The organism is Pseudomonas sp. Pse79 (assembly GCF_024519615.1).
GTDB lineage: Bacteria > Pseudomonadota > Gammaproteobacteria > Pseudomonadales > Pseudomonadaceae > Aquipseudomonas > Aquipseudomonas veronii.
The window spans coordinates 1-21,903 of record NZ_JALJRR010000043.1 but is presented as its reverse complement, the minus strand read 5'-3'; the positions used below and the strand labels follow the sequence as shown (position 1 = coordinate 21,903).

Genomic DNA, 21,903 nt, shown 5'->3' with positions numbered 1-21,903 from the left:
CCGCAATCGGGGGCAAGCCCCCTCCCACATTTGGTTTTGCGGTGTTTTTAAGGGGTTTGCACACCTTCGGCCAGCAGCATATCCACCAGGCGAATCAGGGGTAAGCCGACAAGGCTGGTCGCATCCGGGCCTTCGGTGCTTTGAAACAGGCTCACGCCCAGCCCTTCGGCCTTGAAACTGCCCGCGCAGTCATAGGGCTGCTCGATCCGCAGGTAGCGCTCGACCCGCTCCGCGTCCAGCACGCGCATGTGCACGGTGAACGGCACGCAGTCGACCTGGCAATGCCCGGTCTCGCTGTTCAGCAGCGCCAGCCCGGTGAGGAAGCTGACACGCTTGCCGCTGGCCGCCAGCAGTTGCTCGCGGGCGTTCTCGAAGGTGTGGGGTTTGCCGATGATCCGGCCTTCGAGTGTGGCGACCTGATCGGAGCCGATGATCAGGTGCCCTGGATGGCGGGCGGCGAGGGCGCGGGCTTTCTCTTCGGCCAGGCGCTTGACCAGTTCGACGGCTGACTCATTTGCGCGGTGGCTTTCATCGATATCCGGCGAGCTGCAGATGAACGGTAAGTGCAGGCGGCTCAGCAATTCCCGGCGATAGACCGAGCTGGATGCGAGTAATAAAGGCAGCATGGGCGTCTCCTCAGGGCGACCGGGGATTCTAGCGGGACGACCGGCTGACGCACAGGGCTGAATTTCCTTTGACATGGCTGGGGGCATCCCTATAATGCTGCGCCTATGTTGAATGACCCGATTCCACCTCACGTTGACCCGCGCAAATTGGCTGATCGTGGCACTTCCCTTCAAGGTGAATTGCTGCTGGCCGATTTGGAGAGACTCTGCGACCCGCTTTCCGACACTGTCGGTACGGTGCAGGCCAAATTCGTTTTTGAACGAGATGAACGTAAATCTGTGGTTATTCACAGCTTTATCGACACCGAGGTCAAAATGGTTTGCCAGCGTTGTCTTGAGCTGGTCACCCTGCCGATTCACAGCGAATGCAGTTACGCTGTGGTAAAGGAGGGTGCGAATACCCAGTCGTTGCCGAAAGGTTATGACGTGCTGGAACTGGGCGAAGATCCTTTGGATCTGCATGCACTGATCGAGGAGGAGCTTTTGCTCGCCTTGCCCATTGTGCCTGCTCATCATCCGGAAGAATGCCAGCAGCCGGCGGGCCTCGATGACGAGTCCGAACCGAGCGAGGACGAGGTAACGCGGTCCAACCCGTTCAGTGTATTGGCGCAGTTAAAGCGTGACCCAAACGTTTAGGAGTTAATCAATTATGGCTGTTCAGCAGAACAAAAAATCCCGCTCTGCCCGTGACATGCGTCGTTCGCACGACGCCCTGACGGCAAGCACTCTGTCTGTAGAAAAAACCACCGGTGAAATTCACCTGCGTCACCACGTATCGCCAGAAGGCGTATACCGTGGCCGTAAAGTGATCGACAAGGGCGCTGACGAGTAATCACTTGTCTGCTCAAGTCATCGCGATTGACGCAATGGGCGGGGACTTCGGTCCCCGCAGCATTGTTCAGGCTTGTATTGCCAGCCTGTCTGCTACGCCCTCGCTGCACCTGACCCTCGTCGGTCAACCTTCCCTTCTTGAAGAACTGATTGCCAGCCATCCGGCTGTGGATCGCGCGCGCCTGACGATTACGCCCGCCAGCGAAGCCATCGGCATGGATGAAAAGCCAGCGGTCGCCCTGCGTGGCAAGCCCGACTCTTCAATGCGGGTCGCCCTCGAGTTGTTGCGTGATGGCAAGGTGCAAGCCTGTGTCAGTGCCGGCAATACGGGCGCGCTGATGGCATTGTCGCGGCATGTGCTCAAGACCTTGCCGGGGATCGACCGGCCGGCGATAGTCGCGGCGATACCGACGCAGACAGGCTATTGCCAGTTGCTCGACCTGGGCGCGAATGTCGATTGCAGTGCCGAGCATCTGTTCCAGTTCGCCGTGATGGGCTCGGTGGCTGCCGAGGCGCTGGGTGTGGCTCGTCCGCGCGTGGCCTTGCTGAATATCGGCATCGAAGACATCAAGGGCAACCAGCAGGTCAAGCTCGCCGCCGCTTTGCTGCAAGGCGCGCGGGGGTTGAACTACATCGGCTTTGTCGAAGGCGACGGTTTGTATCGCGGCGAGGCGGATGTGGTGGTGTGCGACGGGTTTGTCGGCAATATCCTGCTTAAATCCAGCGAAGGCCTGGCGACCATGATTGCCACGCGGATCGAGGCCTTGTTCAAGCGCAACCTGGCGACACGCATGGTCGGCGCCCTGGCGTTGCCGCTGATGCGCCGCCTGCAGGAGGACTTGGCCCCGGCGCGGCATAATGGCGCAAGCTTTCTCGGCTTGCAGGGCATCGTGGTGAAAAGCCATGGCTCGGCGGGGGTGGAAGGCTTTCAGAGTGCGATTGCACGGGCGTTGATCGAGATCCAGGAAAACCTGCCGCGACGCTTGCACGGCCGCCTGGAAGATCTGTTGCCTTAGGCGAATCGGCCCGGGAATGCTTAAATGTGACCGGCCGGTTCAATTGACCATCCAATCTGTCAGTTTCGTGCGCTCCCATCGTAGGAGCGCCTATATCCGACGACCAGATCATTAGGGGCTTGTTACATGTCTACATCCCTCGCATTCGTCTTTCCAGGGCAGGGTTCGCAGTCCCTCGGCATGTTGGCCGAGCTGGGCGCGCAATATCCGCTGATCCTGGAAACCTTCAAGGAAGCTTCCGATGCCCTGGGTTACGACCTGTGGGCGCTGACCCAGCAGGGGCCGGAAGAGCAACTCAATCAAACCGATAAAACCCAGCCGGCCATCCTCACCGCTTCGATCGCCCTGTGGCGCTTGTGGCTGGCGGAAGGTGGCGCGCGTCCGGCGTTCGTCGCCGGTCACAGCCTGGGCGAATACAGTGCCCTGGTCGCCGCGGGCAGCCTGACTCTCGCTGAAGCGGTCAAGCTGGTCGAGCGTCGTGGCCAGTTGATGCAGGAAGCGGTTCCGGCCGGGCAGGGTGGCATGGCCGCCATTCTCGGCCTGGATGATGCGGTGGTGATCGCCGCCTGTGCCGAAGCGGCCCAGGGCGAAGTGGTCAGCGCGGTGAACTTCAACTCGCCGGGCCAGGTGGTGATTGCTGGTGCCAAGGCCGCCGTTGAGCGCGCCATCGAAGGCTGCAAGGCCCGTGGCGCCAAGCGTGCCTTGCCGTTGCCGGTGAGCGTGCCGTCGCACTGCGAGCTGATGCGCCCGGCGGCCGAGCGTTTTGCCGAGTCCATCGCCGCCATCAACTGGCAGGCGCCGCAGATCCCGCTGGTGCAGAACGTCAGCGCGGCGGTTGCCGCGGATCTCGACACCCTCAAGCGCGACCTGCTGGAACAACTCTACAAGCCGGTGCGTTGGGTTGAATCGGTACAGACCCTGGCCGCCAACGGCGCCACCGAGTTGATCGAGTGCGGCCCGGGCAAAGTCCTGGCCGGCCTGAACAAGCGCTGCGCCGACGGCGTGTCGACCTCCAACCTCAATACCCCGGATGCCTTTGCGGCCGCTCGCGCGGCACTGGCCTGAACCCCGAACTTAGGAGAAGCCTGCATGAGTCTGCAAGGTAAAGTTGCACTGGTTACCGGCGCAAGCCGTGGCATTGGCCAGGCGATCGCCCTGGAACTGGGCCGTCAGGGCGCCGTCGTGATCGGCACCGCCACTTCCGCCGCGGGCGCCGAGCGTATCGCCGCGACCTTGAAGGAAAACGGCGTGCAGGGCACCGGCCTTGAGCTGAATGTGACCAGCGATGAGTCCGTGGCTGCAGTACTGGCCGAGATCACCGCACAGTTCGGCGCGCCGGCGATTCTGGTGAATAATGCCGGTATCACCCGCGATAATCTGATGATGCGGATGAAAGACGACGAGTGGCATGACGTCGTCGACACCAACTTGAACAGTCTGTTTCGCCTGTCCAAGGGCGTTTTGCGCGGCATGACCAAGGCGCGTTGGGGTCGAATTATCAATATTGGCTCCGTAGTGGGTGCCATGGGCAACGCAGGCCAAGTAAACTATGCCGCGGCGAAAGCCGGTCTGGAAGGTTTCAGCCGCGCACTGGCGCGTGAAGTCGGCTCGCGGTCGATTACGGTCAACTCGGTGGCCCCTGGGTTCATCGACACCGATATGACCCGCGAACTGCCGGAAGCACAGCGTGAAGCCTTGCTGACGCAGATTCCGCTGGGCCGTCTGGGCCAGGCTCAAGAGATCGCGAATGTGGTCTCTTTCCTGGCATCCGACGGTGCGGCATACGTGACTGGGGCTACAATCCCGGTTAACGGCGGGATGTACATGAGTTAAATTGTGACGGATCGCTTCAAAAAAATGTCATACGAGCTGTCTAAAATCCGTTATAAAGCTGCAACTTAATTTATACGCGGGTGGCCGACCGGGTACGGGGTGAACCTTTCAGTTGAAAAGCTGAAATGGCTTTCTATACACTTACCCACTGGCCAGCTGCCTGAATTTGTCCATTAGGAGTGAAAACAAGGTATGAGCACCATCGAAGAGCGCGTCAAGAAAATCGTTGCCGAGCAACTGGGCGTTAAAGAAGAAGAAGTGGTCAACACCGCTTCCTTCGTTGAAGACCTGGGTGCCGACTCCCTTGACACCGTTGAGCTGGTGATGGCTCTGGAAGAGGAATTCGAGACCGAAATCCCGGACGAAGAAGCTGAAAAAATCACTACCGTTCAAGCTGCAATCGACTACGTTACCAGCCACCAGGCGTAATAGTTTGTAGTCGTCGCTTGCTGTCAGGGAAAAACCGCACTGCTGTAACGGCGTGCGGTTTTTTCTTTAGCTCTGATGAAAAGTGATTCTGAAGCAAAGTGTCGTCATTAGAAAAAGGAGAGTGCTGTGTCGCGTAGACGCGTCGTAGTCACCGGTATGGGTATGTTGTCGCCACTGGGCACGGATGTGCCGAGCAGTTGGCAGGGCATTCTGGCTGGCCGCAGTGGTATTGGTCTGATCGAACACACGGACCTTTCTGCCTATTCCACCCGTTTTGGCGGCTCGGTAAAGGGGTTCAATGTCGAGCAATACCTCTCGATCAAAGAGTCCCGCAAACTCGACCTGTTCATTCAATACGGCCTGGCAGCCGGTTTTCAGGCAGTGCGTGACGCTGGTCTGGAAGTCACCGACGCCAACCGTGAACGCATCGGCGTGGCCATGGGTTCGGGTATTGGCGGTTTGACCAATATCGAAGAAACCAGTCGCACGTTGCACGAGTCCGGTCCGCGTCGAATTTCACCGTTCTTCGTGCCGGGTTCGATCATCAATATGATTTCCGGTTTCCTGTCCATCCATCTGGGAGCACAGGGACCTAACTACGCCATTGCCACGGCTTGCACCACAGGCACGCATTGCATCGGCATGGCCGCGCGCAATATCGCCTATGACGAAGCGGACGTGATGATTGCCGGCGGCGCTGAAATGGCGGCCTGCGGCCTGGGCATGGGCGGCTTCGGCGCGTCGCGTGCGCTGTCGACCCGCAACGACGAGCCGGCTCGTGCCAGCCGTCCGTGGGACAAGGGCCGTGACGGTTTTGTCCTGGCCGACGGCGCCGGTGCGCTGGTGCTGGAAGAGCTGGAACACGCCAAGGCGCGTGGCGCGACGATCTACGCCGAGCTGATCGGCTTTGGCATGAGTGGCGACGCCTACCACATGACTTCGCCACCGGCCAACGGTGCCGGTGCTGCGCGTTGCATCACCAACGCCCTGCGCGATGCGAAGATCAGCCCGGACCTGGTGCAGTACATCAACGCCCACGGCACTTCGACAGCGACCGGCGACCTGGCGGAAGCCGAAGCGATCAAGTCGGTGTTCGGCGAGCACGCCTACAAGCTGGCGGTCAGCTCCACCAAGTCCATGACCGGCCACCTGTTGGGTGCGGCGGGCGCGGTCGAAGCGATCTTCAGCGTGCTGGCCATCAGGGATCAGGTCGCTCCGCCGACCATCAACCTCGATGAGCCGGATGAAGGCTGCGACCTGAACTTCGTGCCTCATGAAGCGCAGAAGATGCCGATCGACGTGGTGTTGTCCAACTCGTTCGGTTTCGGTGGCACCAACGGCTCCCTGGTGTTCCGCCGGTTCGCCGAGTAATGCACAGCTGGGTCGACGGTCAGCCAGCGGACAGCGTGCCCCTGAAAGATCGTGGCCTGGCGTATGGCGATGGCCTGTTCGAAACCATCGCCGTCAAGGCCGGGCAACCGGTGTTGCTCGACCGCCACCTGCAACGCCTGGCCGAGGGTTGCAGGCGGTTGGCATTGGTTGTGGACCCGGCATTGGTCCGCAGCGAAGTGCTCGCTTATGCCAGCGCCCTCGGCGACGGCGTACTAAAATTGATCCTCACCCGAGGCGACAGCCTACGCGGTTATGGCATCAACCCCGGCGCCCCGGTGCGCCGTATCCTGCAGGGCAGTGCGCCTGCTGCTTATCCCCAGGCCCATGGCAACGACGGTATCCGCCTGTTTCCGTGCGCCACCCGTTTGTCCGAACAGCCGCTGCTGGCTGGTCTCAAGCACCTCAATCGCCTCGAACAAGTGATCGCGCGCGCCGAGTGGCAAGATACCGAGCATGCCGAAGGTTTGATGCTGGATATGTCCGGGCGCGTCATCGAAGGCGTGTTCAGCAACCTGTTCCTGGTGCGTCACGGCGTGTTGTTGACCGCTGATCTGAATCGTTGCGGCGTGGCCGGCGTCATGCGTGCCGAGCTACTGGCCCAGGCGCAGGCGCTCGGCACCCCGGTGGTCGTGGCCGATATCAGCCTTGAGCAGTTGCAGTCGGCCGACGAGGTTTTTGTCTGCAACAGCGTTTATGGCATTTGGCCGGTGCGCGGCTGTGCTGCGATGAGCTGGTCGGTTGGGCCGCTCACCCGTAAACTGCAGGGCATTGTTCGCGCGCTATTGGATATTTGAGTTGATACGAAAACTGTTGTTACTGCTGCTGATCGGTCTGTTCGCGGCGGCGTTGCTGTTGGGGTTTTCGGCCTGGAAGCTCGACTCAGCCCTCAAGCAGCCCTTGCACCTGACCGAGGAGCAACTGCTCGACGTCCCCGCCGGAGCCACGCCGACCGGCACTTTCAATCGCCTGGAAGCCGACGGTGTGCTCGACGGCGCCTTCTGGTTGCGTCTGTACTGGCGCTTCAACCTCGAAGGCCAGCCATTGCACAGCGGCGAATACCGCCTCACTCCCGGCCTCACCGCCCAAGGCTTGATCGGCCTGTGGCAGCGTGGCGAAGTGGTGCAATACAGCCTGACCCTGGTGGAGGGCTGGAATTTCCGCCAAGTGCGCTCGGCGCTGGCCAAGCATGAAAAGATCGTGCAGAGCCTTGCCGGCCTGAGTGACAGCGAAGTGATGGACAAGCTCGGCCACCCAGGGGTTTTCCCCGAGGGGCGGTTCTTCCCCGATACCTATCGCTTTGTGCGCGGCATGACGGATGTCGAGTTCCTCAAGAAAGCCTACAACCGCCTGGACGACGTGCTCGCCCAGGAGTGGAGCAAACGCGCCGCCGACGCGCCGTACACCGACCCCTACCAAGCGCTGATCATGGCCTCCCTGGTGGAGAAAGAGACCGGTGTGCCGGAGGAGCGCGGGCAGATCGCCGGGGTATTTGTGCGTCGCATGAAGATCGGCATGCTGCTGCAGACCGATCCGACGGTGATCTACGGCCTGGGCGAGCGCTACAACGGTAAGCTGACGCGCGCCCATCTCAAGGAAGCCAACCCCTACAACACCTACATGGTTGCCGGGCTCCCGCCGACACCCATCGCGATGGTCGGCCGCGAGGCGATTCATGCGGCGCTGAACCCGGTGCCGGGCAGCAGCCTGTATTTCGTTGCCCGGGGTGATGGCAGTCATATTTTCTCGGACGACCTGGATGCACATAATGCCGCGGTGCGTGAGTTCCAGCTCAAGCGTCGCGCCGATTACCGTTCCAGCCCGGCGCCGCAGGTGAAGCCGTTGGAAGACCCCGCGCCGACGAACGATGCCCCCGACGCCCCCGCCGAGCCTGCGCCGGACGCCGCCGCACCGCTAAGCCCGCAATGACTCTGACTAAGGACTGCCTGTGACTGGCTTGTTTATTACCCTGGAAGGCCCGGAAGGCGCCGGCAAAAGCACCAACCGCGATTACCTGGCCGAGCGTTTGCGCGCTGCGGGCGTCGAGGTGGTGCTGACCCGCGAGCCCGGCGGTACGCCGTTGGCCGAGCGCATCCGTGAAGTGCTGCTGGCCCCAGGTGAAGAACAGATGAACCCGGACACCGAACTGCTGCTGGTGTTCGCCGCACGCGCCCAGCACCTGGCCGAAGTGATTCGCCCGGCGCTGGCCCGCGGCGCCGTGGTGATTTGTGACCGCTTCACCGATTCCACCTATGCCTACCAAGGCGGTGGCCGCGGCCTGTCCCAGGCGCGCATCGCCACCCTGGAGACCTTCGTCCAGGGCGATTTGCGCCCCGACCTGACCCTGGTGTTCGACCTGCCGGTGGAAGTCGGCCTGGCCCGTGCCAGTGCGCGTGGCCGCCTGGACCGCTTCGAACTGGAAGGCCAGGCGTTTTTCAACGCCGTGCGCAGCGCATTCCTCGCCCGGGCCAAGGCCGAGCCGGCGCGTTACTACCTGTTGGACGCCGCCCAGCCGCTGGCCCAGGTGCAGCAGGCCATCGATGCGCTGCTACCCACATTGCTGGAGCGCGCCCGTGGCTGAAGCCTACCCTTGGCAGGACAGTCTCTGGCAGCAACTGGCGGGGCGTGCCCAGCACGCTCATGCCTATTTGTTGCACGGCCCGGCGGGTATCGGTAAGCGCGCACTCGCCGAACGTCTGATGGCCAGCCTGCTGTGCCAACGTCCGGTCAACCTGGAAGCCTGCGGCGTGTGCAAATCCTGCCTGCTGCTCAAGGCCGGCAGCCACCCGGACAACTACCTGCTGGAACCCGAGGAAGCGGACAAGGCGATCAAGGTCGACCAGGTGCGTGACCTCGTCAGCTTCGTGGTGCAAACCGCGCAGATGGGCGGGCGCAAGGTCGTACTGATCGAGCCGGTGGAGGCGATGAACATCAACGCGGCCAACGCCTTGCTCAAAAGCCTCGAAGAACCTTCCGGCGATACCGTGCTGTTGCTGGTCAGCCACCAGTCCAGCCGCTTGTTGCCGACCATTCGCAGCCGTTGCGTGCAGCAGGCGTGCCCATTGCCCAGCGAGGCGATGAGCCTGCAATGGCTGGAACAGGCTTTGCCGGACTGTTCCGAAGCCGAACGCGTCGAGTTGCTGACCCTGGCCGCCGGCTCCCCCCTGGCCGCCGTGAAGCTGCAGGCCCAGGGCGTGCGCGAGCAACGCGCGCTGGTGGTGGACGGGGTGAAAAAGCTGCTCAAGCAGGAGTTGTCCGCCACCCAGTTGGCGGAAACCGCCTGGAAGGATATCCCCTTGCTGCTGCTGTTCGACTGGTTCTGCGACTGGTCGAGCCTGATCCTGCGCTACCAGTTGACCCAGGATGAAAATGGCCTGGGCCTGCCGGACATGCGCAAGGTCGTGCAATACCTCGCGCAGAAAAGCGCACAGGACAAGGTGCTGAATATCCAGGACTGGATTCTCGCCCAGCGCCAGAAGGTCCTCGGCAAGGCCAACCTCAACCGCGTTCTGTTGCTCGAAGCGCTGCTGGTGCAGTGGGTCGGTTTGCTCGGCCGGCGTTAATTTCCGTGGCCGACGGGTGTATCGTCGGTCAGACCCTTCCCGTGATTGAAGTTGTCATTTCCTATGCTCGTAGATTCCCATTGCCACCTTGATCGCCTCGACCTCGCCCAACACGGCGGTTCCCTCGACGCCGCCCTGGAAGCGGCCCGCCAGCGTGGGGTCGGGCACTTCCTGTGCATCGGCGTCAGCGCCGACAATGCGGCCGACGTCAAAGCCCTCGCGGATCGCTACGCGGACGTGGATTGCTCGGTGGGTATCCACCCGCTGGACCTCAAGCCCGGCGAAGCCCCGGCCCTCGACTGGTTGCTCGGCGAACTCAACCACCCACGGGTGGTGGCGATTGGTGAAACCGGCCTGGACTATCACTACGAGCCCGAAGCCGCGCTATTGCAGCAAGCGTCGTTCCGCCTGCACCTGCACGCCGCCGAGCAGACCGGCAAACCGGTCATCGTCCACACCCGCGGCGCCCGCGCCGACACCCTGAGCCTGCTGCGCGAAGCCGCATTGCCCCAGGCCGGCGTGCTGCATTGCTTCACCGAAGACTGGGACATGGCCAAGGCGGCCCTCGACCTGGGGTTCTACATTTCCCTGTCGGGCATCGTCACCTTTCGCAATGCCGACGCCCTGCGTGACGTGGCGCGACAAGTGCCGGCCGACCGGCTGCTGGTGGAAACCGACTCGCCGTACCTGGCGCCGATTCCCCATCGCGGCAAGCCGAACCTGCCGGAGTATGTGCGTGACGTGGCGGATTACCTGGCGATGCTACGCGGTGAGTCCTACGAACGCTTTGCCGAACAGACCACCGAGAACTTCAAGCGCCTGTTCCCGCTGGCGCACGTCGCGGGTTGACGCGACCAAATCCGAGGCAAAAAAAACCCGGGTTCTGGGGGGGGAATCCGGGTTAAGACCATTAGGAGTAAAACAAGGGCACGCAGTCCGTCGGTACCCAGGTCGACGCTTCACTTGGGGGAGATGTCGCGCCGACAGTTGAAGTATTGATCAGTATCCGATTCAGTCCAGTCGCGTCTGGTCGTTTTTTAAACAGATTTGGAATACGCGCGCTTCGCTTGAGTTCTCATTGAGCGGATGTACAGGCGTAGACGTCACGTATTATTTCTGACTGAACGCCATGAATTCGTCGGCATGCTGAAAGTAATGTGTGTGAGCGGTTCACATAAGCGTTGCCCAACGACCGTTCAGTCGGGATAATCCCTCGTACCGGGTAAATCGTATCGCCACGTCTCCTTGGCCCTGCGCAACCCTCCCTATACCGACCTCTGCAGACCTTTTCCTCATGCAAAAAGAACCCCGTAAGGTCCGTGAGTTTCGCCGCCGCGAGCAGGAAATTCTCGACACCGCCCTCAAGTTGTTCCTCGAACAAGGTGAAGACAGCGTTACCGTCGAGATGATCGCGGATGCCGTAGGTATCGGCAAAGGCACCATCTACAAGCACTTCAAGTCCAAGGCCGAGATCTACCTGCGCCTGATGCTCGACTACGAGCGCGACCTGAACGAGCTGCTGCATTCGGCCGATGTGGACAAGGACAAGGAAGCCCTGTCGCGGGCCTACTTCGAGTTCCGCATGCGTGACCCGCAGCGCTACCGCCTGTTCGACCGCCTGGAAGAGAAGGTGGTCAAGGGCCATCAGGTGCCGGAAATGGTCGAGGAGTTGCACAAGATCCGCGCCTCGAACTTCGAACGCCTGACCCTGCTGATCAAGGGCCGCATCAGCGAAGGCAAGCTGGAAGACGTGCCGCCGTATTTCCACTACTGCGCCGCCTGGGCGTTGGTGCATGGCGCAGTGGCGCTGTACCACTCGCCGTTCTGGAGCAATGTATTGGAAGATCAGGAAGGTTTCTTCCAGTTCCTGATGGACATCGGCGTGCGTATGGGCAACAAGCGCAAGCACAGCAGCGAGCTGCCACCCGTTGACGCTGCACCTGCTGGCACACCTGCCGCGTAATGATTTGCTGCCAGGTGCAGTAACCCAGGAATATACTCAGGTAAGGCTATTGCCAAAAGCTGATTTATGAGTCAGCTTTTGCTGCGTCTGAATTATCCTCTGCCGGAGTGATCCATGATCGTTGATCGTCAAGGCAGGCGTTTTCGCAATTTGCGGATCAGCCTGACCTCAGCCTGCAATTACGCGTGTACCTATTGCGTGCCTAACGGCAAGCGGCTGGTGGCTGCCCAGGACGAACTCTCGGCCGAGGCCATGGCCCGTGGCGTGGCTTACCTGATCGAAGCCGCCGGTATCGAGCGCCTGCGCATCACCGGTGGTGAGCCGTTGGTCAGCCCCAAGCTGGAAGCCTTCATGGGCGCTGTGGGCGGGATGGGCCTCAGTGAGATCAGCCTGACCACCAACGGCCAACTGCTGGCGCGCAAACTGCCGCTGCTGGTGGACGCCGGCATTCGGCGCATCAACGTGTCCCTCGACACACTGAACGCCGAGGCCTTCCGCAGCATCGCCCGTGGCGGCGACCTGGCCACGGTGCTCGATGGCATGGACCAGGCGCGCGCGGCCGGGATCAAGATCAAGGTCAATATGGTGCCGTTGCGCGGCCAGAACCTCGATCAGGTGATGCCGCTGCTCGACTATTGCCTGGAACGGGGCTACGAGCTGCGCTTTATCGAACTGATGCGAATGGGCCACCTGGCCAAGGACTCCAATGCGTTCCTGCAGCAATTCGTCAGCCTTCAGCAACTGCTGAGCCTGATCGGCGAACACCACGAATACCTGCAAGCCAACGCTCCCGTGGACGCCACGGCGGTGCGCTACGAAGTGCCGGGCAAGGGTTTCTTTGGGGTGATCGCCAACGAAAGCGTGCCGTTCTGCCGCACCTGTTCACGGTTGCGGCTGTCGTCCACCGGTTGGTTGCATGGCTGCCTGTCGTCGAGCAATCGTCACTATGTCGGCGACCTGCTGGATAAACCGCGCCACCAGGCGCTGCCGGCCTTGCAAGGCTTGCTGATGAAGGCCCTGGGCGACAAACAGGAAGTGGCGTTCTCCGGTGGTGCGACCATCATGAAAATCATCGGCGGCTAACCCGGTTTTCAAGATTGCGCACAATCCAGTGTGGGAGGGGGCTTGCCCCCGATTGCAATGTGTCAGTCCCAGATAATCTGACTGACTCGCCGCAATCGGGAGCAAGCCCCCTCCCCAAATGGCGCGGATTCTGCATCTCATGCCCATTCGCCGGTTTTCCGTCACCGGCTTCTGGAGGATTAGGATGCGTAGTCTGGTTTTGTTGCTGGCGTCGTTGACGCTGAGTGGTTGCATGACCGTCAGCGATATGGCCGAAGGCACCCGTTATCAGATGAGCGACGCCGGGTTGCTGGACCACAGCGACACCCGGCGCTCCGCGTCGATTCGCGTGCAGCCGGACTCCTTTGTCTTCATCGCCCAGGGCGCCTTCGTGCCGCCCGGCAGCGCCTATCCGCGCCCGAACGTGGTCGCCGAAGAAGCTTTCAACGGCTTCGTCGAATACTTCCCCATGGTGCGCCGCGCCCGCCAGCCCGAAAGCCTCGAACAAGCCATGGCCGAAGCCCGTGCGGCTGGCGCTCACTACTTGCTGTACTGCCGCTTCGCCAAGGCGGATGACCGCATCGGCAACGCCGATGAGTGGACCGATCAGCAGGCCCTCGACCGTGTCGGCCTGGACAGCGGCGTTATCCAGATCATGTTGATCGAGACCAGCACCCAGTATTTGATTGATACTGCACGGATTCGCAGTCGTGGCGGTTTACTGACGTTCCACGACAATACGCCCCAAGATCTGATCGCCCGCCCGCTGGCGCAGTACGCCCGAGGCCTGCTGGGCATGAGCGATCAGTAAGCCCGAGGAGAAGCCCATGACCGATTCCGCCAAGGCCAATGATCTATTGGCCCAACTGCCCAAGGGCAAGGGGCCGGCGCCGGTGCATCTGTGGAACCCGGACTTCTGCGGCAACATCGACATGCACATTGCCCGCGACGGCACCTGGTATTACCAGGGCACGCCGATCGGGCGCAAGCCGATGGTCAAGCTGTTCTCCAACATTATCCGCCGCGATGGCGATGAGTACTTTCTGGTCACCCCCGTGGAAAAGGTCGGCATCACCGTCGAGGATGCGCCGTTTGTCGCGGTCACCCTCGAAGTCGAAGGGCAGGGCGAAAGCCAGCGGTTGCGCTTCACCACGCAAGTCGACGAGCAGGTCGAGGCCGATCTTGAACACCCGCTGCGGGTGGTGATCGACCCCGACACCGAGGAGCCTTCGCCCTATCTGCGCGTGCGCGCCAACCTCGAAGCCCTGGTGCATCGCAATGTGTTCTACCAATTGGTCGAGCTGGCGGTGAGCCGTCCGATCGACGGTCAGAACTGGCTCGGCGTGTGGAGCAGCGGGACGTTCTTCCCGATTGGCCTGGAGCCCTGAGAAGGTTTTTTTTCCTCTCCCTGAAATAATTCGCTTGCTGTAAACGGCTGCTTTCGGTTATCAATTTGTACATGATTAGACATGTCCGATTCGATAAGAAAAAACGCGTCGTCGACGAACTCATCCGCCGTATCGAAGGTGGGGTGATGGCCGACGGTTTCCTGCTGCCGGGTGAGCATCAACTGGCCGAAGAGTTTGCGGTCAGTCGCGGCACGTTGCGCGAAGCCCTGGCCGAGCTCAAGCGCCGCAACTACATCGCCACCCAGGGCGGCGTCGGCTCCATCGTCACCTATGACGGCATGGTGCTCGACCAACGCAATGGCTGGGCCCAGGCCCTGGCCGACACCGGCGCCCTGGTCAGCACCGACATCCTGCGCTTCGAAGCCGTGACCCGCCCGGACCTGTTCAGCCGCTTCGGCAGCGACCAATTCATCGCCCTTGACCGTCGCCGCCGCGCCGCCGATGGCCGCGCCGTGTCTTTGGAGCGCTCGCTGATGCCGGCCTCCGGAGGCCTGGAAGGCTTGCCCCGGGTCGGGCTGATCGACAACTCCCTGACCATCACCCTGGCCGCCTACGGTTACGTCGGCGCCGAAGGCGATCAATGGATCGGCGCCGAGCCTCTGACCGATGAAGACGCCGAGCTGCTCGAGCGCCCGGTGGGCACGGTGTTTCTCAAGGCGTCGCGCACCACTTACGACCGGCGCGAACGCTTCATGGAATACGTGGAGAGTCTGCTCGACCCGCTGCATTTTCGTCTGCACTTGCAGTTTGGCGCGACGAAATGAGCGCGCACAATCGTGCCCTCGGTGCCTTCTACGGTCTGGCGTTGGGCGATGCCTTGGGCATGCCCACCCAGTCTTTGAGTCGCGAGCAGGTCCGGGCGCGCTTCGGTGCCATCACCGGCCTGGAAGATGCCGACGCCGACCAACCCATCGCACCGAACATGCCCGCCGGCTCCATCACCGATGACACCGAGCAGGCGATCCTCGTCGGTGAGTTGCTGGTGGAAGGCCAGGGCACGATCGAGCCGAGCGTACTTGCGCGACGCCTGATCGACTGGGAAGCGCGAATGCGCGCCAAAGGCTCCCAGGACCTGCTGGGCCCGTCGACTAAGCGCGCCATCGACATGATCCTCGCCGGGCATACGCCTGAAGAGTCCGGGCGCTACGGCACCACCAACGGCGCGGCGATGCGTATCGCGCCGGTGGGGATTGCCGCCGATGTCAGCGACCCCGCGCCGTTCATCCGTGCGGTGATCCAGGCGTGTCAGGTGACCCACAACACCAGCCTGGGCATCTCCAGTGCCGCGGCAGTGGCGGCAGTGGTCTCGGCCGGGATCAACGGCGCGGACCTGGGCGCAGCGCTGAACATCGGCAGCCAGATCGCCCAGCAGGCCGAACGCCATGGACACTGGGTGGCCGGCGGCCGTATTGCCACGCGCATCGGTTGGGCGCGGACCTTGAGCGTCGCCAGTGGCGACAAGGCGCTGTTCGCCGACTTGCTCTATGAATTGATTGGCACCTCGGTCGCTTCCCAGGAATCGGTGGTGGTGTCGTTCGCCCTCGCGCAGCAAGTGGCGGTGGGCGAGATGAACGCCTTCGAGGCCTTGTGCGTGGCCGCCAGCCTGGGCGGCGACACCGACACCATCGCCGCGATCCTCGGCGCGATGCTGGGCGCGTGCCTGGGGATGCAATGCTGGCCGGCGGCGATGATCGAACAGGTCCAGCGGGTCAACGGGCTGGCGTTGCAGCCGTTGGTTGAAGGGCTGCTCAGCTTGCGCCAGGCGCTACAGGCCAGCGCGCTCGCGCACTGACCGAGTCAACATTGCGATTTGCGAATTTGCCACAACCCTAACAATACTGGCACCAGGAGCACCCGCACATGAGTACGTCCACTTCCGGCCCAAGCGCCGGGCGCTTGGAAACGCGCGGCATCGAACCGGTCCCCGAAGGCGAGTGCCACGGCCATCCGCTGCAACTGTTCTGGGTGTGGTTCGCCGCGAACATCAGCATCCTGGGGTTGCCGCTGGGCGCCACCCTGGTTGCGTTTCGCGGCCTGGCCATCTGGCAGGCGGTCATCGTCGCCATCCTCGGTGCCGCCGGCTCCTTCGCGGTGGTGGGCATTATCTCGATCGCCGGGCGGCGCGGGCGTGCGCCGAGCCTGACGCTGTCCCGCGCCATCTTCGGCGTGCGCGGCAATATCGGGCCGACGTTGGTGTCGCTGATGTCGCGGCTCGGTTGGGAGACCGTCAACACCACCACTGCTGCGTTCGTGCTGCTGTCGTTGTGTACGCTGCTGTTCCACACCCCGGTCGCGGCGAAAAGTGCGCCGCTGCTGACGCTGCTGTTCATCGCCATTTTCGTACTGCTGACCCTGGCCGTTTCCGGCCTGGGCCATGCGACTTTGCTGGTGATCCAGAAGTGGGCGACCTACGTATTCGGCGCCTTGAATCTCCTGGTCGGCGGCTTCCTCTGCGCCACCATCGACTGGAGCGCAGTGTTCAACGCCACCCCGGCGCCCTTGAGCGCGATGCTCATCGGCATCGGCACCATGGCCGCCGGCACCGGGATCGGCTGGGCCAACGCCGGCGCCGACATGTCGCGCTACCAACACCGCAGCGTCACGGCCGTGCGCCTGGTGGCGTCTGCCGCGTTTGGCGCGGGCATTCCACTGGTGCTGCTGATCACCCTCGGCGGCCTGCTGTCGGTGGGCAACAACGACCTGGCGGCGGCGACCGACCCGATCGTCGCGATCCGCGACATGCTGCCCACCTGGATGGCCGTGCCGTACCTGATCACCGCGTTTGGCGGGCTGTTGCTGTCGAATAACCTGTCGGTGTATTCGGCCGGCCTCACTACCTTGACCCTCGGTTTGAAGGTCAAGCGCGTGTACGCGGTGATCGTCGATATCGTGGCGATCTTCGCCGGTTCGATCTACTTCATGCTGATCGCCGACAGTTTCTACGGCCCGTTCATCACCTTCATCTCGTTGCTGGCGGTGCCGATCACCGCGTGGGTGGGGATCTTCGTGGTCGACCTGATTCACCGTCATTACTACAGCCCTGACGACCTGCTGAACGTCAGCCCAAGCAGCGCCTACTGGTATCGCGGCGGCGTGGAATGGCGCGCGTTGGGGGCGTGGGCCGTGGCGATCGGGCTGGGGTTCAGTTTCACTACCATCGGCACCACCGCCGACAACATCTGGTTCGCCGGGCCGTTGTCCGATTCCTGGTTGGGCCACAACGGCCTGGGCTGGATCGTGACTTTCGTGGTGGCCGGCGGAATATATGCGTTGCTCGGCGGCGCGGCTGACCGGCGTCCGGCATTGGTCGAGCGTGCCAATGCCTAGGTTGCTGCACACCGGCCAGGTCATCGTCGACCTGGTCATGGCCCTCGATCAATTGCCGGCGAGCGGCGGCGACGTGCTGGCGCAATCGGCCCGTTTCGAAGCCGGCGGCGGTTTTAATGTGATGGCGGCGGCGCGGCGCAACGGGCTGCCGGTGGTCTACCTGGGGCGCCACGGCAGCGGCCGTTTCGGCGACCTGGCCCGTGCGGCGATGCACGCCGAAGGCATCGACATCGCGCTGCCCGCCAGCGCCGGCAAGGACACCGGCCTGTGCGTGGCGCTGACCGAAGCCAGCAGCGAGCGCACCTTCATCTCCCATCTGGGCGCCGAGGGCGAGCTGAGCGCCGAGGACTTGGCCAACGTTGCGCCACGTGCCGATGACTACGTGTACGTGAGTGGCTACAGCCTGCTTCTCGACGGCAAGGCCCAGGCGCTGATCGACTGGCTACTGGCGCTGCCACGGGCGATTACGGTGGTGTTCGACCCGGGCCCGCTGGTCAAGGCGCCCGATTCGGCGTTGATGCGCGCGCTGCTGCCGCGTATCGATATCTGGACCAGCAACGGCCCGGAAGCCCTGGCGTTCACCGGCGCGGCGGATATGGCCGAGGCGCTGATCAAGCTCAACCGGTATCTGCCCGCCGACACACTGCGGGTGGTGCGCGATGGGCCGAACGGTTGCTGGGTCGGGCGGGCGAATGTGCTTGAGCCTGTGCCCGGCTTCAAGGTGCAGGCGGTCGACAGCAATGGCGCGGGAGATGCCCACGCCGGCGTGTTCATCGCCGGTTTGGCCAACGGTTTGAAACCGCTCGACGCGGCGCGCCGTGCCAATGCGGCGGCGGCCCTGGCGGTGACGCGCTGGGGGCCGGCGACTGCTCCCGGCGCTGCGGAAGTCGACGCATTCCTCGCTGGATAAGCCCCGCATAGGCGCTCGGGCTTGCCCGCGACAGCGGTGGGTCAGTGACTCATAGGCTGGCGCCGGCTAACCCGTTATTTCGATGCTTCACGGCGCAGGCTGTTTCGGTGCGCCAGGGATGTTCGAGTCGTCGCCCTTGTTGATACCGGGCTGATTGACCCCCGGGCCCATCTTGCCGTTACCGACGGCGGCGGGTGTCTGGCGCTGGGTGTCGTTGCCTCGGGTGCGCGGGTCGGCGCCGTTGTCGATGATCGCGCCACCATTGGTGTCGAGGCCGGTGCCCATCGAGTCCTGGGATTCCTGGGTCGCCGGGCTCGGCGGGGTGCCGACCGGATCGGTCTTGCCGGTGGACGAGGACGCGGCCAAAGCGCTCAGCGACGCAGCGGACAGCAGCGCCGTGAAGGCGAGGGCAGCACACTTGGAATGCTTCATGAGGGTGTCTCCATTAGGGTTAATGTCCTTACCCTTTATTGGTCAGCCCTCATGTGGGGTTCGTGCCTGGATGCCGACGAGCGGTATCAGGACACCTGTAAGGTTTTGTGCGCCGAGAGCTGGCGCGCTATCAGGCGTGCCACGGTGATCATCCAGTTCAGTGCAGCGATGGCCAGTACGCCCATCATCAATGTCGACAGGCCGTAGTCGACGATGATCCTGCCCGCCAGCCAGGGAAACCCGAAGACGCCGACAAAATACGCCAGGCTGAACAGCAGCAACGCCTGGGACGTCGTGCCGGACGGCGCTTCGTGGGCGACCAGCCCATTGATCACCGAATACGTCAGGCCGTAACCCACCCCCAACGTGGCAGCCGCCAGCAGGTAGCTGAGGTTACCGCTCACACCAAAAGCAAACAGTGCAATCGAGCCGAGCATGATCCCGGACAACACACAGGCGGCCCGGTAGGCATCGCGCTTGACCACGAAGCCGGCGATCAACAGACGGCTGGTGATCGCGGCGCTCAGGAACCCCGCGAAGAACAGCGAATAATCCAACCCATGCGCGGCCGCGTAGCTGGTCTGGAACGATGAAAGCCCGCCAAACACGCACCCGCCCAGGCCGACCATGAGGATGGCGAACGCCGCCCTGGACGACAGCACCCGGCGGCTGGCGGCCAGGGAAATCCTCGACGTCGGTGCATTCGCATGGTGCTTGAGTTGTGCGCCCAGTCGCCAGAACATCAGCACCCCAACGAGGCTGGCCGCCCCAGCGATATAGAAGGCGGTCGTCAGGGGCAGGTCCAGCGCACTGGTGGCTCGTCCGAGCAAGGGCCCGGAACCGATCCCGCTCAACATGCTGCCCGACAGCAGCGCAAAGTACTTGGCCCGCTGCCTGGGCTCGACCAGCAAGGTCACGATGATCGGGCCCAGCGTGTAGAACACGCCCCAACCCAAGCCGAGGGCCAGCCCGAACAGCATCAAGCCTTGGCCAAACCCCGGCGTCAGGGCAAAACCGAGGCAGGCCACCACCAGCAACACGCCCATTCCCGCAATCGCCCGCGCCGCGCCCAATGCATCGGCCAAATGCCCGGAGAGCACTACCGCGACGAAGGTACTGAGCATCGCCGTGGAAATCACACTGCCGGCGTCATGCTCATTCCCACCGCGCGAGTGAATCAGCAACGACAGCAGAAACGTCGAGCCGTAGGACAAGGACAACAGGAAGCTGGCCAGGCAAAACAGGACGAATAGTTTTCCGCCCACCGGAGGTGTGGAGTTCATGAGCACGCCTTGGAATCATTGGAGTTATGGCCACGTTCTACCATGCGTGTCAGGGCGGATTGTTCTGTGGTTGCTGGTGCTTGCTTTAGCCCGCAACGGAGTAAGGTGGCCTGGCGATCCCGAAATTGCACTGCAATCTGTCATCAAACCGTCTTAGTATGTGGCCTTTGAATTTGCCCAAGGCGCGCCCATGACCATCGAGATTCGCCCCGCCGTGCCCAGCGATGCTGCGCAGATCCTGACTTTCATCACCGAGCTTGCCGAGTTTGAAAAAGCCCGTCATGAAGTGATCGCCAGTGTGGCGGATATCGAGCGCAGCCTGTTCAGCGAAGGCGCCACCGCCCATGGGCTGATCTGCCTGCGCGACGGTTTGCCCATCGGCTTCGCGGTGTTCTTTTTCAGCTATTCCACCTGGCTGGGCAGCAACTGCCTGTACCTCGAAGACCTCTACATCAACCCCGAGCAACGCGGCGGCGGGGCCGGCAAGAAGTTGCTGCGCCACCTGGCGAAGATCGCCTGCGACAACGGTTGCGGGCGGTTCGAATGGAGCGTGCTGGATTGGAACGAACCGGCGATTGCCTTCTACAAATCCATCGGCGCCCAGCCCCAGGAAGAGTGGGTGCGCTACCGCATGGAGGGCGATGCGCTGCGGGATTTCGCCCAGGGCTGATCAAGTACCCGGTGAAAACCGGCGTCCCGACGCCGGTTTTTTTATATGTATTCTCACTATATGGGATGTAAATTTATATATTGAGATATTTCAAGGTCTGGGTTTATAGTCGGCTGCATCAGCACTCACTACCAAAAATAAAACAGGTGAAGCGATGCAGGCACAACCTCTGTCACTCCCCGCCGTGCCCGAACCGACTTATGGCGAGCGGCTCAAGCACAAGGTGGTGATCGTCACCGGCGCGGCCCAAGGCATTGGCGAGGCGATCGTGGCCTGCTTCCAGGCGCAGCAGGCACGTTTGGTGATCGCCGATATCCAGGGCGAAAAGGTCGAGCAAGTCGCCGCCCACTGGCGCGAACGCGGCGCCGAGATCTACGCGCAACCGGTCGACATCACGTCCCAGGCGCAATGGCAGGCGCTGGTCAACCTGGCCATCGAGCGCTTCGGCCGTGTCGATGTGCTGGTCAACTGCGCCGGGGTCAACGTGTTCCGCGACCCGTTGCAGATGACCGACGAAGACTGGCGGCGCTGCTTCGCCATCGACCTCGACGGCGCTTGGTATGGCTGCCGCACGGTGTTGCCGCACATGATCGAGCAGGGCATCGGCAACATCATCAACATCGCCTCGACCCATTCCAGCCACATCATTCCCGGCTGTTTCCCCTACCCTGTCGCCAAACACGGCCTGCTCGGCCTGACCCGCGCCCTCGGCATCGAATACGCGCCCAAGGGCATCCGCGTAAATGCCATCGCCCCGGGTTATATCGAAACCCAACTCAACGTTGACTACTGGAACACTTTCCCCGACCCCCACGCCGAGCGCCAGCGCGCATTCGACCTGCACCCGCCCAAGCGCATCGGCCAGCCTGTGGAGGTGGCGATGAGCGCGCTGTTTCTGGCCACCGATGAGGCGCCCTTTATCAACGCCACCTGCCTGATGATCGATGGCGGACGGTCGGTGATGTACCACGACTAGAACTTGTCACTCTCCAATAACAACAAGAGGTGCCGTTCATGAAAAAAACACTCCGCGTACTCGCCGCCGCCATTGCGTTAAGCGGCTTCAGCAGCCTGGCCGTCGCCGAACCCGTAAAAATCGGCTTTTTGGTCAAACAAGCCGAAGAACCCTGGTTCCAGACCGAATGGGCCTTCGCCGAAAA

25 protein-coding genes and 1 pseudogene are annotated in these 21,903 nt (G+C 62.4%); 23 read left to right on the top strand and 3 right to left on the bottom strand.

What is annotated here, in order from left to right; translation table 11 throughout:
* Nucleotides 1-47 precede the first annotated feature (47 nt).
* Nucleotides 48-626, bottom strand: coding sequence for a nucleoside triphosphate pyrophosphatase (locus NR164_RS29265; protein ID WP_256823593.1), 579 nt, complete (start codon nucleotides 624-626; stop codon nucleotides 48-50).
* A gap of 105 nt (nucleotides 627-731) precedes the next feature.
* Between NR164_RS29265 and NR164_RS29260 the strand changes: the two genes are divergently transcribed.
* From NR164_RS29260 to NR164_RS29165, 20 genes are all read left to right on the top strand, one after another.
* The gene (locus tag NR164_RS29260; protein WP_027607804.1) at nucleotides 732-1,262 is read left to right on the top strand and encodes a YceD family protein; all 531 of its coding nucleotides are present in this window, start codon (nucleotides 732-734) and stop codon (nucleotides 1,260-1,262) included.
* A 13-nt stretch (nucleotides 1,263-1,275) separates the two neighbouring features.
* Entirely contained in the window at nucleotides 1,276-1,458 is a 183-nt protein-coding gene (gene rpmF, locus NR164_RS29255; RefSeq protein ID WP_008152339.1) for a 50S ribosomal protein L32, read from the top strand.
* Nucleotides 1,459-1,462: 4 nt separating this feature from the next.
* The gene (gene plsX, locus NR164_RS29250) at nucleotides 1,463-2,473 is read left to right on the top strand and encodes a phosphate acyltransferase PlsX (RefSeq protein ID WP_256823592.1); all 1,011 of its coding nucleotides are present in this window, start codon (nucleotides 1,463-1,465) and stop codon (nucleotides 2,471-2,473) included.
* 126 nt (nucleotides 2,474-2,599) lie between these two features.
* Nucleotides 2,600-3,538: an ACP S-malonyltransferase gene (gene fabD / locus NR164_RS29245; RefSeq protein ID WP_046382364.1), complete on the top strand. Its 939-nt coding sequence runs from the start codon at nucleotides 2,600-2,602 to the stop codon at nucleotides 3,536-3,538.
* A 24-nt stretch (nucleotides 3,539-3,562) separates the two neighbouring features.
* The gene (gene fabG, locus NR164_RS29240; RefSeq protein ID WP_046382365.1) at nucleotides 3,563-4,306 is read left to right on the top strand and encodes a 3-oxoacyl-ACP reductase FabG; all 744 of its coding nucleotides are present in this window, start codon (nucleotides 3,563-3,565) and stop codon (nucleotides 4,304-4,306) included.
* 192 nt (nucleotides 4,307-4,498) lie between these two features.
* Entirely contained in the window at nucleotides 4,499-4,735 is a 237-nt protein-coding gene (gene acpP, locus NR164_RS29235; protein ID WP_003175607.1) for an acyl carrier protein, read from the top strand.
* Between the two features lie 126 nt (nucleotides 4,736-4,861).
* Nucleotides 4,862-6,106 carry a beta-ketoacyl-ACP synthase II gene (gene fabF, locus NR164_RS29230; protein WP_046382366.1) on the top strand — a complete coding sequence of 415 codons (1,245 nt, stop codon included), beginning with the start codon at nucleotides 4,862-4,864 and terminating at the stop codon, nucleotides 6,104-6,106.
* Nucleotides 6,106-6,921, top strand: coding sequence for an aminodeoxychorismate lyase (pabC, locus tag NR164_RS29225; protein ID WP_126589456.1), 816 nt, complete (start codon nucleotides 6,106-6,108; stop codon nucleotides 6,919-6,921). The genes fabF and pabC overlap by 1 nt, the downstream gene beginning before the upstream one ends.
* 1 nt (nucleotide 6,922) lies before the next feature.
* A complete protein-coding gene (mltG, locus tag NR164_RS29220) occupies nucleotides 6,923-8,053 on the top strand; it encodes an endolytic transglycosylase MltG (RefSeq protein ID WP_126589457.1) in 1,131 nt (376 codons plus the stop codon).
* A gap of 19 nt (nucleotides 8,054-8,072) precedes the next feature.
* Nucleotides 8,073-8,705, top strand: coding sequence for a dTMP kinase (gene tmk / locus NR164_RS29215; RefSeq protein ID WP_046382369.1), 633 nt, complete (start codon nucleotides 8,073-8,075; stop codon nucleotides 8,703-8,705).
* Nucleotides 8,698-9,687 (top strand): DNA polymerase III subunit delta', encoded by a 990-nt coding sequence (locus NR164_RS29210; protein WP_046489299.1) that lies wholly within the window; start codon nucleotides 8,698-8,700, stop codon nucleotides 9,685-9,687. Before tmk ends, NR164_RS29210 begins: the two co-directional genes overlap by 8 nt.
* A 63-nt stretch (nucleotides 9,688-9,750) precedes the next feature.
* The gene (locus NR164_RS29205) at nucleotides 9,751-10,536 is read left to right on the top strand and encodes a TatD family hydrolase (protein WP_046382371.1); all 786 of its coding nucleotides are present in this window, start codon (nucleotides 9,751-9,753) and stop codon (nucleotides 10,534-10,536) included.
* A gap of 445 nt (nucleotides 10,537-10,981) precedes the next feature.
* Nucleotides 10,982-11,650: a TetR/AcrR family transcriptional regulator gene (locus NR164_RS29200; protein ID WP_046382372.1), complete on the top strand. Its 669-nt coding sequence runs from the start codon at nucleotides 10,982-10,984 to the stop codon at nucleotides 11,648-11,650.
* A gap of 114 nt (nucleotides 11,651-11,764) precedes the next feature.
* Nucleotides 11,765-12,733, top strand: a complete 969-nt coding sequence (locus NR164_RS29195) for a GTP 3',8-cyclase MoaA (protein ID WP_046382373.1) — start codon at nucleotides 11,765-11,767, stop codon at nucleotides 12,731-12,733.
* Between the two features lie 184 nt (nucleotides 12,734-12,917).
* A complete protein-coding gene (locus NR164_RS29190) occupies nucleotides 12,918-13,523 on the top strand; it encodes a DUF4823 domain-containing protein (RefSeq protein ID WP_046382374.1) in 606 nt (201 codons plus the stop codon).
* A 16-nt stretch (nucleotides 13,524-13,539) separates the two neighbouring features.
* Complete coding sequence (locus NR164_RS29185; RefSeq protein ID WP_046382375.1) at nucleotides 13,540-14,100, top strand: DUF1285 domain-containing protein; 561 nt, start codon at nucleotides 13,540-13,542, stop codon at nucleotides 14,098-14,100.
* A 71-nt stretch (nucleotides 14,101-14,171) separates the two neighbouring features.
* Nucleotides 14,172-14,885: a GntR family transcriptional regulator gene (locus tag NR164_RS29180; RefSeq protein WP_046382376.1), complete on the top strand. Its 714-nt coding sequence runs from the start codon at nucleotides 14,172-14,174 to the stop codon at nucleotides 14,883-14,885.
* Nucleotides 14,882-15,913 carry an ADP-ribosylglycohydrolase family protein gene (locus tag NR164_RS29175; protein WP_046382377.1) on the top strand — a complete coding sequence of 344 codons (1,032 nt, stop codon included), beginning with the start codon at nucleotides 14,882-14,884 and terminating at the stop codon, nucleotides 15,911-15,913. The genes NR164_RS29180 and NR164_RS29175 overlap by 4 nt, the downstream gene beginning before the upstream one ends.
* A gap of 68 nt (nucleotides 15,914-15,981) precedes the next feature.
* Complete coding sequence (locus NR164_RS29170; protein WP_046489304.1) at nucleotides 15,982-17,448, top strand: cytosine permease; 1,467 nt, start codon at nucleotides 15,982-15,984, stop codon at nucleotides 17,446-17,448.
* Nucleotides 17,441-18,358, top strand: coding sequence for a PfkB family carbohydrate kinase (locus NR164_RS29165; protein ID WP_256823590.1), 918 nt, complete (start codon nucleotides 17,441-17,443; stop codon nucleotides 18,356-18,358). Before NR164_RS29170 ends, NR164_RS29165 begins: the two co-directional genes overlap by 8 nt.
* 87 nt (nucleotides 18,359-18,445) lie before the next feature.
* On the opposite strand, the gene NR164_RS29160 is transcribed toward NR164_RS29165, so the two are convergent.
* Nucleotides 18,446-18,790, bottom strand: a complete 345-nt coding sequence (locus tag NR164_RS29160) for a hypothetical protein (RefSeq protein ID WP_046382380.1) — start codon at nucleotides 18,788-18,790, stop codon at nucleotides 18,446-18,448.
* A gap of 86 nt (nucleotides 18,791-18,876) precedes the next feature.
* On the bottom strand, nucleotides 18,877-20,073 hold the full coding sequence (locus tag NR164_RS29155; RefSeq protein WP_046382381.1) for an MFS transporter: 1,197 nt from the start codon (nucleotides 20,071-20,073) through the stop codon (nucleotides 18,877-18,879).
* A 190-nt stretch (nucleotides 20,074-20,263) separates the two neighbouring features.
* Here NR164_RS29155 and NR164_RS29150 point away from each other — a divergent pair, with 190 nt between their 5' ends.
* The 3 genes and pseudogenes from NR164_RS29150 to NR164_RS29140 all read left to right on the top strand — a co-directional run.
* Nucleotides 20,264-20,743, top strand: coding sequence for a GNAT family N-acetyltransferase (locus NR164_RS29150; protein WP_057005494.1), 480 nt, complete (start codon nucleotides 20,264-20,266; stop codon nucleotides 20,741-20,743).
* 154 nt (nucleotides 20,744-20,897) lie between these two features.
* Entirely contained in the window at nucleotides 20,898-21,719 is an 822-nt protein-coding gene (locus tag NR164_RS29145) for an SDR family oxidoreductase (RefSeq protein WP_046382383.1), read from the top strand.
* Nucleotides 21,720-21,757: 38 nt separating this feature from the next.
* Nucleotides 21,758-21,903 (top strand): annotated as a pseudogene (locus NR164_RS29140) (arabinose ABC transporter substrate-binding protein); the annotation flags it as partial.

Bases quoted from the DNA above. Each gene is read 5' to 3' on its own strand.
- NR164_RS29150 (WP_057005494.1), top strand. From the start codon at position 20,264: ATGACCATCGAGATTCGCCCCGCCGTGCCCAGCGATGCTGCGCAGATC.
- NR164_RS29185 (WP_046382375.1), top strand. From the start codon at position 13,540: ATGACCGATTCCGCCAAGGCCAATGATCTATTGGCCCAACTGCCCAAG.
- rpmF (WP_008152339.1), top strand. From the start codon at position 1,276: ATGGCTGTTCAGCAGAACAAAAAATCCCGCTCTGCCCGTGACATGCGT.
- NR164_RS29205 (WP_046382371.1), top strand. From the start codon at position 9,751: ATGCTCGTAGATTCCCATTGCCACCTTGATCGCCTCGACCTCGCCCAA.
- acpP (WP_003175607.1), top strand. From the start codon at position 4,499: ATGAGCACCATCGAAGAGCGCGTCAAGAAAATCGTTGCCGAGCAACTG.
- NR164_RS29145 (WP_046382383.1), top strand. From the start codon at position 20,898: ATGCAGGCACAACCTCTGTCACTCCCCGCCGTGCCCGAACCGACTTAT.
- NR164_RS29195 (WP_046382373.1), top strand. From the start codon at position 11,765: ATGATCGTTGATCGTCAAGGCAGGCGTTTTCGCAATTTGCGGATCAGC.
- NR164_RS29175 (WP_046382377.1), top strand. From the start codon at position 14,882: ATGAGCGCGCACAATCGTGCCCTCGGTGCCTTCTACGGTCTGGCGTTG.
- NR164_RS29190 (WP_046382374.1), top strand. From the start codon at position 12,918: ATGCGTAGTCTGGTTTTGTTGCTGGCGTCGTTGACGCTGAGTGGTTGC.
- NR164_RS29165 (WP_256823590.1), top strand. From the start codon at position 17,441: ATGCCTAGGTTGCTGCACACCGGCCAGGTCATCGTCGACCTGGTCATG.
- pabC (WP_126589456.1), top strand. From the start codon at position 6,106: ATGCACAGCTGGGTCGACGGTCAGCCAGCGGACAGCGTGCCCCTGAAA.
- NR164_RS29160 (WP_046382380.1), bottom strand. From the start codon at position 18,790: ATGAAGCATTCCAAGTGTGCTGCCCTCGCCTTCACGGCGCTGCTGTCC.
- fabD (WP_046382364.1), top strand. From the start codon at position 2,600: ATGTCTACATCCCTCGCATTCGTCTTTCCAGGGCAGGGTTCGCAGTCC.
- NR164_RS29170 (WP_046489304.1), top strand. From the start codon at position 15,982: ATGAGTACGTCCACTTCCGGCCCAAGCGCCGGGCGCTTGGAAACGCGC.
- fabG (WP_046382365.1), top strand. From the start codon at position 3,563: ATGAGTCTGCAAGGTAAAGTTGCACTGGTTACCGGCGCAAGCCGTGGC.
- NR164_RS29155 (WP_046382381.1), bottom strand. From the start codon at position 20,073: ATGAACTCCACACCTCCGGTGGGCGGAAAACTATTCGTCCTGTTTTGC.
- NR164_RS29180 (WP_046382376.1), top strand. From the start codon at position 14,172: ATGATTAGACATGTCCGATTCGATAAGAAAAAACGCGTCGTCGACGAA.
- NR164_RS29260 (WP_027607804.1), top strand. From the start codon at position 732: ATGTTGAATGACCCGATTCCACCTCACGTTGACCCGCGCAAATTGGCT.
- NR164_RS29200 (WP_046382372.1), top strand. From the start codon at position 10,982: ATGCAAAAAGAACCCCGTAAGGTCCGTGAGTTTCGCCGCCGCGAGCAG.
- NR164_RS29265 (WP_256823593.1), bottom strand. From the start codon at position 626: ATGCTGCCTTTATTACTCGCATCCAGCTCGGTCTATCGCCGGGAATTG.